This is a genomic window from Sphingomonas sp., assembly GCF_019749955.1.
Lineage (GTDB): Bacteria > Pseudomonadota > Alphaproteobacteria > Sphingomonadales > Sphingomonadaceae > Sphingomonas.
This window is the reverse complement of record NZ_JAIEPC010000098.1, coordinates 16,875-34,704: the sequence shown is the minus strand read 5'-3', so window position 1 is coordinate 34,704 and position 17,830 is coordinate 16,875. Positions and strand designations below refer to the sequence as shown.

The 17,830-nt window shown below is 67.0% G+C and carries 15 protein-coding genes; 14 read left to right on the top strand and 1 reads right to left on the bottom strand.

Annotation, left to right across the window (positions count from 1 at the left end):
- The 12 genes from K2W81_RS14885 to K2W81_RS14830 all read left to right on the top strand — a co-directional run.
- Window positions 1-675 (top strand): FtsW/RodA/SpoVE family cell cycle protein (locus K2W81_RS14885; protein ID WP_294105762.1); only part of this gene is annotated, 675 nt, incomplete at its 5' end.
- Window positions 672-1,832 (top strand): undecaprenyldiphospho-muramoylpentapeptide beta-N-acetylglucosaminyltransferase, encoded by a 1,161-nt coding sequence (murG, locus tag K2W81_RS14880; protein ID WP_294105760.1) that lies wholly within the window; start codon window positions 672-674, stop codon window positions 1,830-1,832. The genes K2W81_RS14885 and murG, both read left to right, overlap by 4 nt.
- Complete coding sequence (gene murC, locus K2W81_RS14875) at window positions 1,829-3,232, top strand: UDP-N-acetylmuramate--L-alanine ligase (protein ID WP_294105757.1); 1,404 nt, start codon at window positions 1,829-1,831, stop codon at window positions 3,230-3,232. Before murG ends, murC begins: the two co-directional genes overlap by 4 nt.
- A complete protein-coding gene (gene murB / locus K2W81_RS14870) occupies window positions 3,229-4,128 on the top strand; it encodes a UDP-N-acetylmuramate dehydrogenase (protein WP_294105754.1) in 900 nt (299 codons plus the stop codon). Before murC ends, murB begins: the two co-directional genes overlap by 4 nt.
- Window positions 4,129-4,291: 163 nt before the next feature.
- A complete protein-coding gene (locus tag K2W81_RS14865) occupies window positions 4,292-5,239 on the top strand; it encodes a D-alanine--D-alanine ligase (protein WP_294105752.1) in 948 nt (315 codons plus the stop codon).
- Window positions 5,236-6,159 (top strand): cell division protein FtsQ/DivIB, encoded by a 924-nt coding sequence (locus K2W81_RS14860; RefSeq protein WP_294105749.1) that lies wholly within the window; start codon window positions 5,236-5,238, stop codon window positions 6,157-6,159. The genes K2W81_RS14865 and K2W81_RS14860 overlap by 4 nt, the downstream gene beginning before the upstream one ends.
- Window positions 6,159-7,421 (top strand): cell division protein FtsA, encoded by a 1,263-nt coding sequence (gene ftsA, locus K2W81_RS14855; protein ID WP_294105746.1) that lies wholly within the window; start codon window positions 6,159-6,161, stop codon window positions 7,419-7,421. Before K2W81_RS14860 ends, ftsA begins: the two co-directional genes overlap by 1 nt.
- 105 nt (window positions 7,422-7,526) lie before the next feature.
- A complete protein-coding gene (ftsZ, locus tag K2W81_RS14850) occupies window positions 7,527-9,014 on the top strand; it encodes a cell division protein FtsZ (protein ID WP_294105743.1) in 1,488 nt (495 codons plus the stop codon).
- Window positions 9,015-9,122: 108 nt separating this feature from the next.
- The gene (locus K2W81_RS14845) at window positions 9,123-11,114 is read left to right on the top strand and encodes an SPOR domain-containing protein (RefSeq protein WP_294105740.1); all 1,992 of its coding nucleotides are present in this window, start codon (window positions 9,123-9,125) and stop codon (window positions 11,112-11,114) included.
- Window positions 11,111-12,271 carry a deoxyguanosinetriphosphate triphosphohydrolase gene (locus tag K2W81_RS14840; RefSeq protein ID WP_294105738.1) on the top strand — a complete coding sequence of 387 codons (1,161 nt, stop codon included), beginning with the start codon at window positions 11,111-11,113 and terminating at the stop codon, window positions 12,269-12,271. The genes K2W81_RS14845 and K2W81_RS14840 overlap by 4 nt, the downstream gene beginning before the upstream one ends.
- Before the next feature lie 221 nt (window positions 12,272-12,492).
- A complete protein-coding gene (locus K2W81_RS14835) occupies window positions 12,493-13,995 on the top strand; it encodes a DUF1800 domain-containing protein (RefSeq protein ID WP_294105735.1) in 1,503 nt (500 codons plus the stop codon).
- A gap of 4 nt (window positions 13,996-13,999) precedes the next feature.
- Window positions 14,000-15,145, top strand: coding sequence for a DUF1501 domain-containing protein (locus tag K2W81_RS14830; protein WP_294105732.1), 1,146 nt, complete (start codon window positions 14,000-14,002; stop codon window positions 15,143-15,145).
- Between the two features lie 3 nt (window positions 15,146-15,148).
- Here K2W81_RS14830 and K2W81_RS14825 read toward each other — a convergent pair whose 3' ends face one another.
- On the bottom strand, window positions 15,149-16,000 hold the full coding sequence (locus tag K2W81_RS14825) for a hypothetical protein (RefSeq protein WP_294105731.1): 852 nt from the start codon (window positions 15,998-16,000) through the stop codon (window positions 15,149-15,151).
- Between the two features lie 293 nt (window positions 16,001-16,293).
- Between K2W81_RS14825 and K2W81_RS14820 the strand changes: the two genes are divergently transcribed.
- Together K2W81_RS14820 and K2W81_RS14815 are read left to right on the top strand one after the other, a co-directional pair.
- A complete protein-coding gene (locus K2W81_RS14820) occupies window positions 16,294-16,926 on the top strand; it encodes an energy transducer TonB (RefSeq protein WP_366932270.1) in 633 nt (210 codons plus the stop codon).
- 100 nt (window positions 16,927-17,026) lie between these two features.
- On the top strand, window positions 17,027-17,797 hold the full coding sequence (locus K2W81_RS14815; RefSeq protein ID WP_294105726.1) for a MotA/TolQ/ExbB proton channel family protein: 771 nt from the start codon (window positions 17,027-17,029) through the stop codon (window positions 17,795-17,797).
- Window positions 17,798-17,830: the final 33 nt, after the last annotated feature.

Sequence of the window (17,830 nt, the reverse complement as noted above, 5' to 3'; positions counted from 1 at the left end):
TGCCTGCTGATGCTCCAGCCCGATTTCGGCCAGACGATCGTGTTCTGCGCGATCTGGCTCGCGCTGCTGATGATCGCGGGGGTGCCGCTCAAGACGCTGGGGACGTTCGTCGGCGCGGCCCCGGCAGGGCTGCTCGCGGCCTATCTCTTCTATGACACCGCGCGGGTGCGGATCGATGCCTTCCTGTTCAAGGGCAATGATGAAGCGCCGATCGACCATTACCAGACCGACATGGCGCATGCGACAATCACCTCGGGCGGGTTGACCGGCACCGGGCCCGGCGGTGGCACGATGAAGTTCAAGCTGCCCGAAGCGCAGACCGATTACATCTTCTCGGTCATTGGCGAGGAATTCGGGCTGGTTGCCTGCGCCGTGATCGCGCTGCTGTTCTTCGCGATTGTCGCGCGGGTGGTGGTGAAATTGCTCGACGAAACCGACGCCTTCCGGATGCTCGCGGCCGGGGGGCTCGCGACACAATTCGGGTTGCAGGCACTGATCAGCATGGCGGTGAACACCGGCATCGCGCCGTCGAAGGGGATGACCTTGCCGTTCATCAGCTATGGCGGGTCGTCGATGATTGCGCTGTCGATCGGGATGGGGATGTTGCTGGCGTTCACGCGGCGCAATCCGTTCCTGACCCGGTCGCCCTATGTCGTCGAATGGGGCAAGAAATGAGCAAGACGCGCCACTTCGTTCTCGCGGCGGGCGGCACCGGTGGACATATGGTCCCGGCGGCGGCGCTCGCGGCCGAGCTGATCGCGCGTGGCCATTCGGTGGCGCTGGTGAGCGATGCGCGCGGGGTGCGCTTTCCCGGGCTGTTCGACGGGATCGAGACGCATATCGTCCCCGCCGGGCGGTTGAGCGGCGGGCCAATCGGCTGGGTGCGCGCGGGCAGCGTGATGCTCGCCGGGCGCGGTATGACGATCAAGCTGTTCAAGGCGCAGCGCCCGGCCGCCGTGATCGGCTTTGGCGGCTATCCGGCGCTGCCCGCGCTGCTCGGCGCCTTTGCGCTCGGCATTCCGACGGCGGTGCATGAGCAGAATGCGGTGCTGGGGCGCGTCAACCGGCTGGTCGCGGGCAAGGTGAGTGCGATTGCGACCTCCTATCCCGATGTCGAGCGGCTCGCGCCCAAGCACCGCGCGAAGACGCATCTCGTCGGCAATCCGGTGCGCGAGGCAGTGCGGTTGCTGCGCGAGCGGCCCTATCCCTTGCTGGAGGAAGACGGCATTTTCCGGGTGCTGGTGACGGGTGGCAGTCAGGGCGCGAGCGTGTTGTCCGATGTCGTGCCCGATGGCCTCGCGCTGCTGCCGATCAGCTTCCGGCGGCGCTTGCAAGTGACGCATCAGGCGCGGATCGAGGATATCGACGCGGCGCGGGCGAAATATGCCGATCTGTCGATCGCCGCTGACCTAGCCACCTATCTGCCCGATATGCCTGAGCAATTGGCGTGGGCGCATATCGTCATCGCGCGCGCGGGTGCGTCGACCTTGGCCGAGCTGACCTGCGCCGGGCGGCCCGCGATTCTGGTGCCGCTGCCGATTGCGACCGACGATCACCAGACCGCCAATGCCCGCGAAATGACGCAGGCGGGTGGGGCGCGGACGATCCAGCAGCGCAACTTTACGGCCGTAGAACTCGCCAAGCAGATGCAGAAGCTGGGCCTCGATCCCGCCGCGCTCGAAAATGCTGCGGGGCGGGCGCGCAGTTGCGGGCGGCCCGATGCGGTGCGCGATCTCGCCGATCTGGTCGAAAGCCTTGATGCGCCGCACGCGCCGAACCTGGTTGGCGCCGCGCGGCGGGTGAAGTTTGGCGATCAGGCGGCGTACGCATGAAGGGTGTCGCCACCGACATCGGCACGATCCATTTCGTCGGCATCGGCGGCATCGGCATGTCGGGGATCGCCGAAGTGATGCACAATCTCGGCTACCGCGTGCAGGGCTCGGACGTCGCCGAGGGCTATGTGATCGCGGGGCTGCGCGGCAAGGGGATTGCGGTGCACATCGGCCACAAGGCCGATAATTTGGGCGATGCGGCGGTGGTGGTGACTTCTACCGCGATCAAGCGCGACAATCCCGAAGTCGAAGCGGCTTATGCGCGCCGCCTGCCGGTGGTGCGGCGCGCGGAAATGCTGGCCGAGCTGATGCGGCTGAAGTCGACCGTTGCGGTCGCGGGGACGCATGGGAAGACGACCACCACCTCGATGGTCGCGGCGTTGCTCGATGCGGGCGGGATCGACCCGACGGTGATCAATGGCGGCATCATCAACAGCTATGGCTCGAACGCGCGGCTGGGCGCGAGCGACTGGATGGTGGTGGAGGCCGATGAGAGCGACGGCAGCTTCCTGCGGCTCGACGGCACGATCGCGGTCGTCACCAATATCGATCCCGAACACCTCGACCATTATGGCTCGTTCGATGCCGTCAAGGATGCGTTCGTCGAATTCGTCGAGAATGTGCCTTTCTACGGCGCGGCACTGCTCTGCCTCGATCATCCCGAAGTGCAGAATATCATCCCGAGGTTGCGCGACCGGCGGGTGGTGACCTATGGCTTTGCCGCGCAAGCCGATGTGCGCGGCGTCGGCGTGAAGCCGATCGCGGGCGGCAATCGCTTCGACACGGTGGTGCGCGCGCGTGATGGCGCGGTGCGGACGATTTCGGGGATCGAACTGCCGATGCCAGGGCGGCACAATGTCCAGAATGCGCTGGCGGCGATTGGCGTCGCGCTCGAACTCGGTATCGACGACGCGACGATCCGCGAGGGTTTCGCCAAGTTCGGTGGGGTCAAGCGGCGTTTCACCCGCGTAGGCGAGGCGCGCGGGGCGGTGATCGTCGACGATTATGCCCACCACCCGGTCGAGATCCGCGCGGTGCTGTCGGCAGCGCGTGAAGGGGCTGGGGGGCGGGTGATCGCGGTGATGCAGCCGCATCGCTATTCGCGGCTCGGCGGGCTGATGGATGATTTCGCGCAGGCGTTCAACGACGCCGACATGGTGTTCGTGACGCCGGTTTATGCGGCGGGCGAAGCGCCGGTCGAGGGCGTCAGCGCCGAAGCGCTGGTCGAGCGGATTGCGCTGCGCGGGCATCGCTCGGCCGCCGTGATTGCCGATGCGGGCGCGCTGGCGACGACGCTGGCGGGGATATTGGCGCCGGGCGATCAGGTGATTTGCCTGGGGGCGGGCGACATTACGAAATGGGCGGCGGGGCTCGCCGATGCGATCGAGGCGGTGGCATGAGCGTGCTCGCCATGCCCGCCGTGCGCGGCAAGCTGACCGCCAGCGCACCGCTCGCGCCGCTCGTGTGGTTCAAATCGGGCGGGGCGGCGCAGTGGCTGTTCGAACCCGCCGATGTCGATGACTTGAGCGCGTTTCTCAGCAATCTCGATCCGGAGGTGCCGGTGATGGCGCTGGGGCTCGGCTCCAACATGATCGTGCGCGATGGTGGGTATTGCGGGGTTGTGGTGCGGCTGGGCAAGGCGTTCAGCTTCGCGACCGCCTGGGGTGACGGCAAGACGATAACGTGTGGCGGGGGCACGTCCGGCATTCTCGTTTCGTCGACGGCGCGCGATGCCGGGATTGCAGGGCTTGAGTTTCTGCGCAGCATTCCGGGCACCGTTGGCGGGTTCGTGCGGATGAACGGTGGCGCTTATGGGCGCGAAACGAAGGATGTGCTGATGGCCTGCTTCGCCGTCATGCGCGACGGGTCCGGCGAGTCGATCCCGGCTCAGGCGCTCGGCTACACCTACCGCCATTCGGCGCTGCCCGATGGCGCGATCGTCGTGGAGGCGACGTTCGAAGGAACTCCCGGCGACCCCGCTGAGATCCAGGCCGAAATGGACCGCATCGCCGCCGCGCGCGAGGAATCGCAGCCGCTGCGGTCGAAGACTGGTGGGTCGACCTTCAAGAATCCTGAGGGCCACAAGGCCTGGGCGCTGATCGACGCGGCGGGCTGTCGCGGCCTGCGCATCGGCGACGCGCAGGTGAGCGAGAAGCACTGCAATTTCCTGCTCAACCTCGGGTCGGCGACGAGCGCCGATATCGAGGCTTTGGGCGAAGAAGTGAGGGCGCGGGTGAAGGCGACGAGTGGGATCGAGTTGGAATGGGAGATTCAGCGGGTGGGGGTGGCTTCGTGAGCGCGGTTCTTAAATCCTCCACCGCGCAGCGGGGGAGGGGGACCAATCGCCTTCTTCAGGCGATTGGTGGAGGGGGCCTCGCCGCGAGCGGGTCGCCTGTGGCCCCCCTCCACCATTCGCTTTGCTCATGGTCCCCCTCCCCCGCTTTGCGGGGGAGGATTTGATGTCCAATCCCCTCCATGTTGCCGTCCTGATGGGCGGGTGGTCGGCTGAGCGCGAGGTGTCGCTTTCGTCGGGCCGGGATGTGGCCGAGGCGCTGGAATCGCTCGGCCACCGCGTCACGCGCATCGACATGGGCCGCGATGTTGCGCAACGCCTCGCCGAAGCCGCGCCCGATGTCGTGTTCAATGCGCTCCACGGCACCCCTGGCGAGGACGGGTCGGTGCAGGGCATGCTCGACCTGATGGGCCTTCGCTACACCCACTCGGGGCAAGTCGCCTCGGTGATCGCGATCGACAAGCAGCTCACCAAGATGCTGCTGGTGCCGCACGGCATCCCGATGCCCGGCGGGCGGATCGTCAAGACCGAGGAGCTATTCGAGCGCGACCCGCTGCCGCGTCCCTATGTGCTCAAGCCCGTCAACGAAGGCTCGTCGGTCGGCGTCGCGATCATCACTGATGAGGGCAATTACGGCAACCCGATCGGCCGTGACGTGCGGGGACCGTGGGGCGAATTCGACGAGCTGCTTGCCGAGCCGTTCATCCGTGGCCGCGAGCTGACGACGGCGGTCTTGGGCAGCGAAGCGCTAGGCGTTACCGAGCTGCGGCCCAAGAGCGGCTTCTACGATTACGACGCCAAATATACCGACGGGATGACCGAGCATCTCTACCCCGCGCCGATCCCCGACGAAATTGCGCAGGCGTGCGAGGCGATCGCGCTCGATGCGCACCGGCTGCTCGGCTGCAAGGGCGCGAGCCGCGCCGATTTCCGCTGGGACGATAGTCGTGGCGTCGGCGGACTGTTCCTGCTTGAAGTCAACACCCAGCCGGGGATGACGCCCTTGAGCCTCGTCCCCGAACAGGCGCGCCACCGGGGCATGAGCTATCCGCAGCTTGTCCAGGCGATCATCGACGAAGCCCTGAAACCCGATCAGCAGCAGGAGCAGGCATGACCAAGACCATCCGCCGTGGTGCCGCGCCGCAGCGCCGCCCCGTCCAGCCCGGCCGGCGTGTGCCAGCCGTGCGCAAGCAATCGACGATCGACCGGCTGCTGCTGATGTTGCCGGTGTCCGAACGCACGCTCCAGCGGATCGCGACCTGGACGATCATGGGCATGATCTTTGCCGGCGCGGTTGGTCTGTCGACCCTGTTCGGCGTGCCGCAGGCGGCGGCCCTCGCGCTGGCCGAAGGCGTTGGCGCGGCGGGCTTTCGCGTCAAGCAGATCGAAACGACCGGCGCGCGCCGCCTGAGCGAAGCGGCGATTGCCGCGGTTGTACTCGACCAGAAATCGCGCGCGATGCCGCTCGTTGACCTGAACGAAGTCCGCGCGCGGCTGCTGCGCTATGGCTGGGTCGCCGATGCGCAGGTGTCGCGGCGGTTGCCCGACAAGCTCGTCATTCACATCATCGAACGCCAGCCAGTCGCCGTGTGGCAGGACCATGGGCAGCTCCAGTTGATCGACGCGAAAGGGGTGACGCTCGAGCAGGTCGCGCCCGAAAAAATGCCCGATCTGCCGCTGCTGATCGGTGAGGGCGCGAATGAACAGCTCGCGGCCTATCGCGCGCTGCTCGATGCGACGCCGGGGTTGCGCCCGCTGGTGCGCGCGGCGACCTGGGTCGGCAATCGCCGCTGGGACTTGATGTTCACCACCGGCGAAACGCTCGCGCTGCCCGAGGAAATGCCGCAGCGCGCGCTGGTGAAATTTGCTGACATCGACAGCAATCGGCAATTGCTCGGGCGTGGCTGGGTGCGGTTCGACATGCGCGATCCGACCCGCTTCGTGGTGCGCAAGCCCGGCCTCGCCGGGCCGCGCTCGATCACCGACACCTCGGCTGCCGAACATTTCGAACCCTCCCGCGACAAGGAAGCATGATGGCAAAGGTAGCACCCGACGGGTTGATCACCGCGCTCGACATCGGATCGTCCAAAGTCTCGGCGATGATCGCGCAAGTGGGCGAGGGTGGTGAGCTGATCGTGCTCGGCACCGGCCAGCGCGAGAGCCGGGGCGTCAAGCGCGGCTATATCGCCGACATGGCGGCGACCGAAGTCGCGGTGCGCGAAGCGGTCGAACAGGCCGAGCGGATCGCCGGGATGAACATCGAAAATGTCTGGGTCGGCTTTTCGGCGGGCGGGCTGGTGTCCGACGTCGCTTCGGTCGAGGTCGAGCTTGGCGGGCACCGGGTCGAGCAGGGCGATATCGACGATCTGTTGCAAGCCGCGCGGGACTCGATTGATCCGGCGGGGCGGATGGTGCTGCACGCGCAACCGACGCTCTATACCCTCGACCGCGTACAGGGGGTGAAGAAGCCGCTCGGGCTGCATGCCGACCGGCTCGGCGTCCATGTCCATGTCGTCGCTGCCGAAGGATCGCCGGTACGCAACCTCGATCTGTGCGTGCGGTCGGCGCATCTTGAAGTGAAGTCGATCATTGCCGCCCCGGTCGCGACCGGCATGGCGTGCCTGTCGGACGAGGAACGCGAGCTGGGGGTGGCGCTTGTCGAGCTGGGCGCGGGGATCACCAATGTCTCGCTGTTCGCGGGTGGAATGCTGGTCGGGCTGACGTCGATCCCGATCGGGGCGGCGGACATCACCGATGACATCGCCAGCGCCTTCGGCACGCGGCGCGCGCAGGCCGAGCGGATGAAGTGTTTCCACGGCTCGGCCAATGCGTCGCCGCGCGACAATCACGACATGATCGATGTCGCGCCGATTTCGGCCGAGGAAGAGGCGACCGATGGCGCGCGCATCACCAAGGCGCAGCTGATCGCGGTGATCCGCCAGCGGCTCGACCATCTGATGGGCGAAATCCAGCGCGCGCTGAAGGATCTGGGCTTTGACGGGCCGGTCGGGCGGCAAGTCGTGCTGACGGGGGGCGGCGCCGAGTTGAAGGGGATTGCCGATTATGCGCAGGCCGCGCTGGGCCGGTCGGTGCGGGTCGGGCGCCCGCGCGGGCTGACCGCGCTGCCCGAAGCGCATGCCGGGCCCGCCTTTGCGACGCTGGCGGGCCTGGCCTTCTATGCGGCGGCGAACCCAATGGATTTGCGCGCTTTATCGTCGCCGCATCAGGTCGTGTACCGACCGAGCGGCTTTGCGTGGCTGCAACGACTCTTGCAGACCTTTCGAACAAATTATTAAAGAAATGCGACAGTGGGGGCGGTTTTCGCTAGAGTCGCCCCTAGCTTCGTGCGAACAGTTGGTAAATGTCCCGGGTGCGTTTGGGGGCAGAGCGGAGACAGGGCGATGAGCATCGAATTTCTTCCACCCGAAGTTGACGAATTGACCCCGCGCATTGCGGTGGTCGGCGTGGGTGGCGCCGGGGGCAACGCGATCAGCAACATGATGCGTGCGGGTGTGCAGGGGGTCGATTTCCTCGTCGCCAACACCGATGCTCAGGCGCTCAAACAGTCGAGCGCGCCGCAACGCGTGCAGCTCGGTACCAAGATCACGCAGGGGCTCGGCGCCGGATCGCGGCCCGAAATCGGGCGTGCGGCGGCCGAGGAAACGATCGACTCGATCACCAAGCTGCTCGAAGGCGCGCATATGTGCTTTATCGCGGCGGGCATGGGCGGCGGCACCGGCACGGGCGCAGCGCCGGTCATTGCCAAGGCCGCGCGCGACATGGGCATATTGACCGTCGGCGTCGTCACCAAGCCCTTCTCGTTCGAAGGCAATCGCCGCGCCAAGAGCGCCGAAGCCGGCATCGAGGAATTGCAGAAGTACGTCGATACGCTGATCGTCATTCCCAACCAGAATCTCTTCCTGATCGCCAATGCGAACACGACCTTCAAGGAGGCGTTCGAAATGGCCGATGAGGTCCTGCAACAGGGCGTGCGCGGCATCACCGATCTGATGGTGATGCCCGGCCTGATCAACCTCGACTTTGCCGACGTCCGCAGCGTGATGCAGGAAATGGGCAAGGCGATGATGGGCACGGGCGAAGCCGAAGGCGACGACCGCGCGATCGTGGCGGCGCAAAAGGCAATCAACAATCCTTTGCTCGACGGCGTCAGCATGCAGGGCGCCAAGGGCGTGATCATCTCGATCACCGGTGGCGAGGATATGCGCCTGCTCGAAGTCGACGAGGCCGCGAACCACATCCGCGAGCTGGTTGACCCCGACGCCAACATCATCTGGGGTTCGGCGTTCAATTCTAACCTCGAAGGCAAGATCCGCGTGTCGGTGGTCGCGACCGGCATCGAAGCCGACGCCAAGCCGCAGGCCGCGCCCGAAGCGCCGCGCAGCTTCAGCTTCGGTGCGCCGCGGCGTCCGCGCGATGCCGAACAGGCTGCTGAAGCGCCTGCCGCCGATCCGGTGTTCGTTGCGCCAACGGCGGCCGAAGAACCCGAAGTGGCTGACTCCCCTGAAGCTATCGATCCGGCGCCGGCGGCTGAAGACGAGTTGGTGCTCGGCAGTGCCGAGGCGATGCCGATCAGCGGCCCGGCGCCGATGTTCGTCGACGATACCGTCGCGCCCGAGCCGACGCCTGCCGAGCCGGTCGCGCGCCGCCGCTGGCTCGCGGCTGGGACGCCCGCTGAGCCGACGCCGGTGGTGGCAGAACCTGAAGCCGCTGCCGAGCCTGCGCCTGAACCCGCCGCCAAGCCGAAGACCGGCGGCACCTTGTTCGAGCGTATGTCGAGCGCGACCCGCGCCGCCGCACGCGACGAAGCGGCGGGGGATCGCGATCCGCTCGATATCCCGCGCTTCCTGCACCGCCAGAATAATCAGTAATCCGGAAGAAGGCGCGCGCCACTTGATCGTTGGCGCGCGTCGCTCTGGCGTTCGCGGGGGCGATGAGGCATTGCCGTCGGCACGACAAACGCCTTTAGCAGCGGTTGAATGATGGCCCCCCGATATGTCGCCCGGTTGCTCATCGGTGCCGCGCTGCTGGCGCCAGCGGTGGCACGCGCGCAAACCGAAATCGTCGCGCCACCCTCGCCCGACGCCGATGCGCTCGCCGCCGAAGTGCGGGTGCTGGCGAGCAATCCGACCGATCTCAATGCGTTGCTGAGCGCGGGCGAACTGGCGCTCAAGCTCGGCGATCCGACGGCGGCGGCGGCGTTTTTTGCGCGCGCCGAACGCGTCGATCCCAATAACGGTCGCCAACGCGCGGGGATCGGCAGCGTGCTGCTGGTGTTGGAACGCCCGGGCGAAGCGCTGCGCAAATTCGGTGAGGCCGAGGCTTACGGCTATGCGTCGGATCATTATGCCAGCGATCGCGGGCTGGCGTTCGATCTGGTCGGCGATCAGGGACGGGCGCAGCGCGACTATCGGCTCGCGCTGCAACGCTCGCCGGAGGACAGCGAAGTGCGCCGCCGCTATGCGCTGTCGCTGGCGATTTCGGGCGACCGCGAGCGTGCGCTTGAGCAGATTGATCCGTTGTTGCGCCAGAGCGACCGCGCGGCGTGGCGCGTGCGTGCGTTCGTGCTGGCGATGACCGGCGATTTGGCGGGCGCGGAAAAGATCGCGACAACCATGCTGCCGAACGGGATGGCCGACAGCCTCCAGCCTTTTTTCCAGCGGCTGCCGCGGCTCAGCGCGCTCGATCGCGCCTGGGCGGTGCATTTCGGCGAAGTGGGCGCCAGCCCGGCGCGGCTGGCCGACGCCAAGCTTGCGCCATCGCTGCCGCCGCTTCCGCCCGAAGTACGGCCCAAACCGGTGGTGCAAGTTGCGACGGCGACGCCAGCCACCAAACCCGGCCGCCGCGAGCGCAAGCCCAAGCCGCCGCGCGAAAAGCCGGTCGAGATTGCCGCCGCTACACCGCCGCCGGTGCGCCGCCCTGACCCCGTGCCGCCCAAGCCTGAGGCGGCGCCGCCAGCGGTCGAGCCGCCGAAGCCCGCGCCCGCCAAGGTCGAGCTGGCCAAAGCTGAGCCACCAAAGCCGATCCCGCCAAAATCGCTGCCGGAAGTTGCCAAGCCGACCCCCAAGCCGGCCCCGCCGCCCGAGCCTGAGCAGACGCAGGAGACCGCGCGCCCCGAGACTGAAACGGCACCGACGACGGCGCCCGCCCCAGAGGAGCCGAAGCCAGTGGTGGTGGCGGCACCGCCGCCCGAGCCTGCGCGCGACGATGCCAAGCCTGTGGTGGCAAGCCCCGGCTTCACCGAGCCGGGGGCGGTGCTGCCAGCGCCGAGCGACGCTGCGCTGAAACAGGCCGATCCGGCGCCCGCCGATGCCGCCCCCGTCGCTGCTGCTCCGGCGAAGGCGCCGCCTGCCGCCGCGCCGGTTGGACGCGAGGATTCGATCCTCGCGCGGATCATCGCCAATATCGGCGTGCCCGCGCGCGAGCTTGACGTGCCGCCGGTGCGCCCGCGCGCGCCTGCGCCAGTCGCCGAGCCTGTGCCCACCAAGGCTGAGCCCGAGATCAAGCCGTCGCCGACGGCCACGAAAAAGCCCGAAAAGCCGATCGAGGTCGCCGCCGCCAAGCCGCCGGAGAAACCGGTCGACCCCAAGGTCGAAGCGCGCCGCAAGGCCGAAGAAAAGAAAAAGGCCGAGGAAAAAAAGAAAGCCGACGCCGAAAAGGCCGAAGCCAGGAAGCAGGCTGCGCTCGCCAAAGCGGCGCCGTCGCGCATCTGGGTGCAGGTCGCGGGCGGATCGAGCGAGGGCGATCTCGCGCGCGCCTGGGCCGCCGTCAAGGCCAAGGCCCCGGCGGCCTTCCGTGGCAAGCAAGGGTGGTCGACGCCGCTGCGCTTCACCAATCGCGTGCTCGCGGGGCCGTTCAAATCGAGCGCCGAAGCGCAGGCCTTCGTCAATGATCTGACCAAGGCAGGGGTCAGCGGCTTCGTCTTCACCAGCGCCGCCGGGCAGCAGATCGACAAGCTCGGCGGACAATGACCGCCCCCTACGCCGCCGATCCGGCGCGCAGTCGCGGGCGGCTGCACGCTGAGGCAAACCAGACCGCGCGGGGCCCGCGCGACGATTTCCAGCGCGACCGCGATCGCATCATCCATTCGATCAGCTTTCGCCGCCTGCGCCACAAGACACAGGTGTTCATGGCGCCCGACGGCGACCATTTCCGCGTCCGGCTGACCCACAGCCTGGAGGTAGCGCAAATCGGCCGGACGATCGCGCGCGCGCTCGGACTGAACGAGGATCTGACTGAAGCGCTTTGCCTCGCGCATGACATTGGCCATCCGCCGTTCGGACACGCCGGGGAGGCCGCGCTGACGGACGCGCTGGCCGGGCAGGGCGGGTTTGACCATAATGGCCACACGCTGCGCGCGTTGACCGCGATCGAGCATCCCTATCCGCGCTGGGCGGGGCTGAACCTCACCTGGGACACCCTCGAGGGGTTGGCGAAGCATAATGGCCCGGTCGCCGCACCCGGCTGGGCGCTGGCCGAAGCCGATCGCCAATTCCCGCTCGATCTCGCGCACTGGCCGAGTCTGGAAGCGCAGGTCGCGGCGATTGCCGATGACGTCGCCTATGACAATCACGACATCGATGATGGCCTGCGCGCGGAACTACTGACGCTCGATCAAGTGCTGGCGGTGCCGTTGGTCGCGCGGCTGTGGGACGAGGTGCGCGCGCGCTTCGCTGATGTCGCGCCCGAACGGCTGATCGGTGAACTGATCCGCACCCAAATCGGCGCGATGGTCGGCGATCTGATCGCGACCTCGCGCGCCAAAATCGCTGCCGCGCGGATCGTGACGGCAGATGATGTCCGGGTGGCGGGTCAGGCGTTGATCGGCTTTTCGGCGGCGATGCGCGAGGACGAGCGGCTGCTGAAGCGCTTCATGTACCAGACGCTCTACCACCACCCGCGCCAGATCGAAGCGGCGGAAATTGCGCGCGGCGTCGTCGCGGGGCTGTTCGCCGCTTATGATGCCGACCCTGCGCTGATGCCGGGTGAGTGGACCGCGCGGCTGCCCGCCGCCGAACCCTGGCGCAGTCGCCATATCGCCGATTTCATCGCGGGGATGACCGATCGCTATGCAATTGGCCGCTACCGCGCGGCGGTGGGGCCAATCGATTTGCCCGACGGATTCTGACAAACTTCTGCGACAGCGCGGGCGTAAGGATAACTTCGCGCTGAAGGGACTCACCTGTGATCCGTTCGTGCTGAGCTTGTCGAAGCACCGTCCTTCTTTTTCAGCGGGTGGAAAAGAAGAACAGCCCTTCGACAAGCTCAGGGCAAACGGGGCAGGGGCAACTTCGGCCCAGGACCGCGCGCGGCGCGGCCAGTCGAACGCACTGAACGGAGTCTGTCCCCATGTCGGCTGCCAATATTGCGCTCAATCGCTTCGGGCTTGGAGCAAGGCCCGATCAGCCGCTGCCCGGTGATCCCAAGGCCTGGCTGGTCGGCCAGATCGCGCGGTTCGATCCGCGCCCGCCGCTGATTGCCGCCGCGCCGACGCGCGCGGCGATTGCGGCGGAGCTGGCGCAATATCTCAACGAAATCCGCCCGATGCTTCAGCAGCAGCGCCGCGCGCAGGGTGCCGCCGCTGCGCCGCCGATGCAGACTCCGCCCGCGATGAGCGACGCGATGGCGCCCGCGCCGTCGATGGCGCCGGCTGGCGAGGCACCCGATCCGGTCAAGCAGGCGCGGCAGTTTATCGGCCGGCAAGGCCGCGACTATTACGCCAATCTCGTCGGCGCGCGCGCGAATGTCGCGATTGCGAGCGACACGCCGTTTATCGAGCGGATGGTGCATTTCTGGGCGAACCACTTTGCCGTCTCCGCCGACAAGCTGACGGTCGTGGGGATGGCCGGGCTGCTCGAATTCGAAGCGATCCGCCCGCATGTCACCGGCAGTTTCGCGGCGATGCTGAACGCGGTCGAGCGGCATCCAGCGATGCTGCTCTATCTCGATCAGGCCGCGTCGATCGGCCCGAACAGCCCGGTCGCCCAGCGCGTCGGGCGGTTCGCGCCCAATCGCAAGATCGGCCTCAACGAAAATCTCGCGCGCGAAATCATGGAGTTGCACACGCTCGGCGTGCGCACCGGCTATAGCCAGGCCGATGTCACCGAATTCGCCCGCGCGATGACGGGGTTCAGCGTGGCGGGGCTCAATCGCGGGCCGATCTCGCGCTTTGCCGGAACGGCGGGCGCGCCCGGTGACTTTGTTTTCGCAGGGCCGATTCATGAGCCCGGTGCGCGCGTAATCATGGGCAAGCGTTATGACCAGAGCGGGGAAGCGCAGGCGCAGGCGGTGCTCAACGATCTCGCGGTGCATCCGGCGACCGCGCGGCACATTGCGACCAAGCTCGCGCGGCATTTCACGGGCGACACGCCGCCGCCCGCGATGGTCGCGCGGCTCGAAGCCGCCTTCCTCAAATCGAGCGGCGATCTGCCAACGGTGTACCGTGCACTGATCGCTTCGCCCGAAGCCTGGACCGATGCGCCCGCCAAGTTCAAATCGCCGTGGGAATGGACCTTGTCGACGATGCGCGCGACCGGCGTTGGCGTGCTCCCCGCGCTGCAAGTGACGGGCATGCAGACCCAGCTCGGCCAGCCGGTGTGGCGGCCAGGATCACCCGCAGGCTATGACGATATCGACGGCAGTTGGGCCGGGCCCGACGCGGTGATGCGCCGCGTTGAAATCGCCCAGCGGATGGCCGCGCGGGCAGGCGGGGCGATCGATGCGCGTGCGCTGGCGCCCAAACTCTTCCCCGATGCGGTGAGCCCAGCGACCAAAGCGGTGCTGGCGGGTGCCGACAGCCCGACCCAAGCGCTCGCGCTCTTGCTTGTCGCCCCCGAAATGATGCGGAGATAATGTGATGATCGACCGCCGTTCCTTCCTCGTCACCGGCGCCACGGCTGCCGCTGCCATGAGTTTCGCCCCGCGCATGGCCTTTGCTCGCGCGGCGACCGACCGCCGCTTCGTCTTCATCATCCAGCGCGGTGCTGCCGATGGGCTGCACACGCTCGCGCCAATTGGCGACCCGGCCTATGCCGCCGCGCGCGTCGGGCTGGCGGAGGAATTTGCTGCCGCGCCCCGGCTCGACTCCATGTTCGCGCTGCACCCGGCGATGAAGACCGTCGCGGGCCTTTATGCCCAGAAGCAGGCGTTGTTCCTGCATGCGACTGCCTCGCCCTACCGCGACCGCAGCCATTTCGACGGGCAAAATGTGCTCGAGACGGGGGCGGCGGGGGCCTATCAGGTCAAGGACGGCTGGCTCAACCGGCTGCTCGGCGCGCTGCCTGCTGACGAAGCCAAAGCGATTGCGGTGGCGGTGACGGTGCCGCTCGCGCTGCGTGGATCGCATGACGTCGCTTCCTACGCGCCCTCGGCCTTGCCGCAGGCGAGCGACGATCTGCTCCAGCGCGTCGCGATGCTGTACGAAGGCGACAAGCAGCTCCACGCGCTGTGGAGCGAAGCGATCGACACGCGCAAGCTGACGAGCGACATGGCCGCGGGCAACGGCCGCAATGCGGTCGCGACCGGCGCGCTCGCCGCCAAGCTGTTGGCGGCCCCCGGCGGCGCCAAGATCGCGATGATCGAAACCGGTGGTTGGGACACGCATGCGCAACAGCGCGGGCGGCTGGCCGGGCAACTGACCGGGCTCGACGGGATGATCGGCGCGCTCCAGACCGGGCTTGGGCCGCTCTGGGCGAACACGGTGGTGCTGGTGGCGACCGAATTCGGGCGGACGGTGGCGGTCAATGGCACCGGCGGCACCGATCATGGCACCGCGTCGGCGGCGATGCTGGTCGGCGGCGGCGTGAAGGGCGGGCGGGTGCTGGCCGATTGGCCGGGGCTGGGCGCCTCGGCGCTGTACGAAGGCCGCGATCTGAAACCGACGACCTCGCTCGACGGTTTTATCGGCGGGGCGGTTGCGGGGCATTTCGGCCTCGATCCGGCGCGGATCATGCCCGCGCTGTTCCCCGGCGCGCAGGCGAGGGCGATCGAGGGGTTGGTTTGACGACTAGCGCGTGCACGGCCCCAGCGCGCCGAGGATGAAGCGATAATCCTCGGCCGCTACGCGCTGATCGGCGGGTTCCATCGATGCCAGCGCGGCGCCGGGCAGCGACCGGGGCAGGCCGCAGGCGAGGCGATACCAGAGCAAGGTATCGCGCGGCGGGGGGGCGGCGGCTTCGTCGACGATTTCGCTGAGCGCGACCGCCCAGCGCGGCGCTTCGCCCGGCTGACGGATCACGCTCAGCGATACCGGTCGCCTCGTTTCGGTTTGCAGGAAGATTTGCGTCTCACCGGCGCCCGGCAGCGTTCCTGCGACATGAAAGGCATTGCCGACACCGGTGATGCGCGGCGGCGCATCGGGGGCGATTGATTCGGTGATGATGCGTCGCGTCAGCGCTTCGGCAGGCGCGGACCAGTCGCGCTGCGAATCGGCGCCGGTCAGCTGGACCTGATTCGTTCGCCCGGCGATCGGCCGGGCAAAGGCCAGCACGCGGCGCTTGGTCAAGCGCGGCAACCGGCCACGCGCATCGGGCGCGACGTCATAGAGCCAGCCGATCCGCGCAGGCACCGCTTCCTTGCCGCGAATCAAGGCGATAACATCGGCTTCGATGTAGAGTCGCACATAGCCCGGCGGGGTGCCGATCGCCTGCGGACCGTCGAGCTTTACCGCACTTCGGATCACCGAATCGATCACCAGTGGTGACCGCAGCACCAGATCGGTGATGTCGGCATATTGGGGAGACACAACAGGCTGAACGCCCGATGTACGCGGCGGCACCTGTCCGGCGACGGCGGCAAAAGGGACCAGCGCGAGCGCGGCAAACGCCCGGAAAGCGGCGATTCTTGGAACGATCCTCATGCCGATGGCGTTAACGGATCGGGTCTTTGTTATACAGAAATAATTCTGCCACGCGTGGATTGTACAAATGTTGCGCCTGACAAAGCGTTTGCGTCCCTTCAGACGGGACGATAGAGACTTGGGCCTTGGTTGAGGATATAATGGCTCACAGCCAGACTTCGGCGTGCCGCGACGGCCGGCAAGCCGATTTCACAATGGCTCGGGCAAACCGGGAGTTTCGTACCTGAATGGCTTATGCAGACCGGCAAGATAACGGTACAAGGATAGTCGCGGCGGTTCTCGTCGCGATCCTCATGGCCGCATTGGGATATGCTTTCGTCACCGGCCTTGCGTATCAGTACGTCAAGAAGGCTGCCGAAAAGCTCAACACGTTCGACGTCGCGCCGCCACCGCCGCCGCCGCCGCCGGAAGAGCCGCCACCACCGCCGCCGCCCGATCAGCCGCAGACACCGCCGCCGGTCGTCTCGCCGCCGCCGATCGTGCAGAATCCCAATCCGCCACCGGTGCAGATCCAGACGGTGACGACGCCGCCGCCGCGCATCAATCTGACGCCGATCGCGGCGCCGCCAGCGCCGCCCGCGCCGCCAGCGCCGCCCGCGCCGCCTGCGGCCCCGCCGAAGCCAAGCTTGGGCGCGAAAGCAAAGCTGCGCGGCAATGCGCAAGACTACTTCTCGCCAGATTATTATCCGGCGGAGGCAAAGCGTCTGAACGTTCAGGGTCGAGTTGGAATCTCGCTCGTCATCGGCCCTAACGGTCGGGTATCTTCGTGCCGGGTAACTAACGCGAGCGGCAGCGGTCAGCTCGACGAGACGACGTGCCGGATTGCCACGCGGTCGCTGCGCTTTGATGCGGCCAAGGATACCGACGGAAATCCGGTCGAATCGACAACGGCGATGACGATCCGCTGGCAGTTGCAAGACGAATAACGAACCGCGCCGATGCGGTGGCGAGCCTGCCGCATCGGCGCATTTATTTTTGGCCAAGATCGACTGAATTCAAGATCGACCAAATTAGGGAAAGAAAGCTATGCTCACGTTCATTCTCGCAGCCGGCGGCGCTGCTGCTAAAGAGGACAAGTACGGTCTGACGGCCGCACTGCGCGAAGGCGGCCTTGTGTCGCAGTCGACCTTCGCCATCCTCGTGATCTTCCTTTTCGTTTCGCTCTACATCCTGTTCACCAAGCTGTTCGAACAGAACAAGGTGATCAGCCAGGGCAAGCGCATTCGTGAAGGCTTCTGGAGCTCGGCCAGCCTCGCTGAAGGCGCCGCCAAGCTCGACAAGAATTCGGCCTATCGCCAGATCGTTGATGACGGTCTTGCCGCGCAGTCCCAGCACATGCTGCTGACCGATTCGGTCGAAGCGCATGACTGGGTGCATGGCTCGCTCGCCCGCTCGGAAGCGTCGATCAACTCGGCGCTCAGCGGCGGCCTCGCCTTCCTCGCGACGGTGGGTGCGACCGCGCCGTTCATTGGTCTGTTCGGGACCGTGATCGGCATCTATCGCGCGCTGATCAAGATCGGTCTGTCGGGCGATCCGTCTATCGACAAGGTCGCCGGCCCGGTCGGTGAAGCACTGATCATGACCGCGCTCGGTCTCGTCGTCGCGGTGCCGGCGGTGCTCGCGTACAACTGGCTGCAGCGTCGTAACAAGGCGATTGCCGAAGATCTCTCGGGCTTCTCGAATGACGTGCTCGGCTATATTGCTTCGGACGGCAAGGTGCGCCCGAAGGTTGCCGCACCCAAGGGCGGCGCGACCACGCCGAAGCCTGCGACGCCGGCCAAGCCGACGGCGGCCTGATCGCTCACTGGCGCGGCGCCCATTGATCTGCGG

What these genes read in the sequence shown, in the direction of transcription:
- K2W81_RS14865 (WP_294105752.1), top strand. Translation starts at nt 4,292, where the DNA reads ATGTCCAATCCCCTCCATGTTGCCGTCCTGATGGGCGGGTGGTCGGCT.
- murC (WP_294105757.1), top strand. Translation starts at nt 1,829, where the DNA reads ATGAAGGGTGTCGCCACCGACATCGGCACGATCCATTTCGTCGGCATC.
- K2W81_RS14830 (WP_294105732.1), top strand. Translation starts at nt 14,000, where the DNA reads ATGATCGACCGCCGTTCCTTCCTCGTCACCGGCGCCACGGCTGCCGCT.
- ftsZ (WP_294105743.1), top strand. Translation starts at nt 7,527, where the DNA reads ATGAGCATCGAATTTCTTCCACCCGAAGTTGACGAATTGACCCCGCGC.
- K2W81_RS14815 (WP_294105726.1), top strand. Translation starts at nt 17,027, where the DNA reads ATGCTCACGTTCATTCTCGCAGCCGGCGGCGCTGCTGCTAAAGAGGAC.
- K2W81_RS14820 (WP_366932270.1), top strand. Translation starts at nt 16,294, where the DNA reads ATGGCCGCATTGGGATATGCTTTCGTCACCGGCCTTGCGTATCAGTAC.
- K2W81_RS14840 (WP_294105738.1), top strand. Translation starts at nt 11,111, where the DNA reads ATGACCGCCCCCTACGCCGCCGATCCGGCGCGCAGTCGCGGGCGGCTG.
- murG (WP_294105760.1), top strand. Translation starts at nt 672, where the DNA reads ATGAGCAAGACGCGCCACTTCGTTCTCGCGGCGGGCGGCACCGGTGGA.
- murB (WP_294105754.1), top strand. Translation starts at nt 3,229, where the DNA reads ATGAGCGTGCTCGCCATGCCCGCCGTGCGCGGCAAGCTGACCGCCAGC.
- K2W81_RS14845 (WP_294105740.1), top strand. Translation starts at nt 9,123, where the DNA reads ATGATGGCCCCCCGATATGTCGCCCGGTTGCTCATCGGTGCCGCGCTG.
- K2W81_RS14860 (WP_294105749.1), top strand. Translation starts at nt 5,236, where the DNA reads ATGACCAAGACCATCCGCCGTGGTGCCGCGCCGCAGCGCCGCCCCGTC.
- K2W81_RS14825 (WP_294105731.1), bottom strand. Translation starts at nt 16,000, where the DNA reads ATGAGGATCGTTCCAAGAATCGCCGCTTTCCGGGCGTTTGCCGCGCTC.
- ftsA (WP_294105746.1), top strand. Translation starts at nt 6,159, where the DNA reads ATGGCAAAGGTAGCACCCGACGGGTTGATCACCGCGCTCGACATCGGA.
- K2W81_RS14835 (WP_294105735.1), top strand. Translation starts at nt 12,493, where the DNA reads ATGTCGGCTGCCAATATTGCGCTCAATCGCTTCGGGCTTGGAGCAAGG.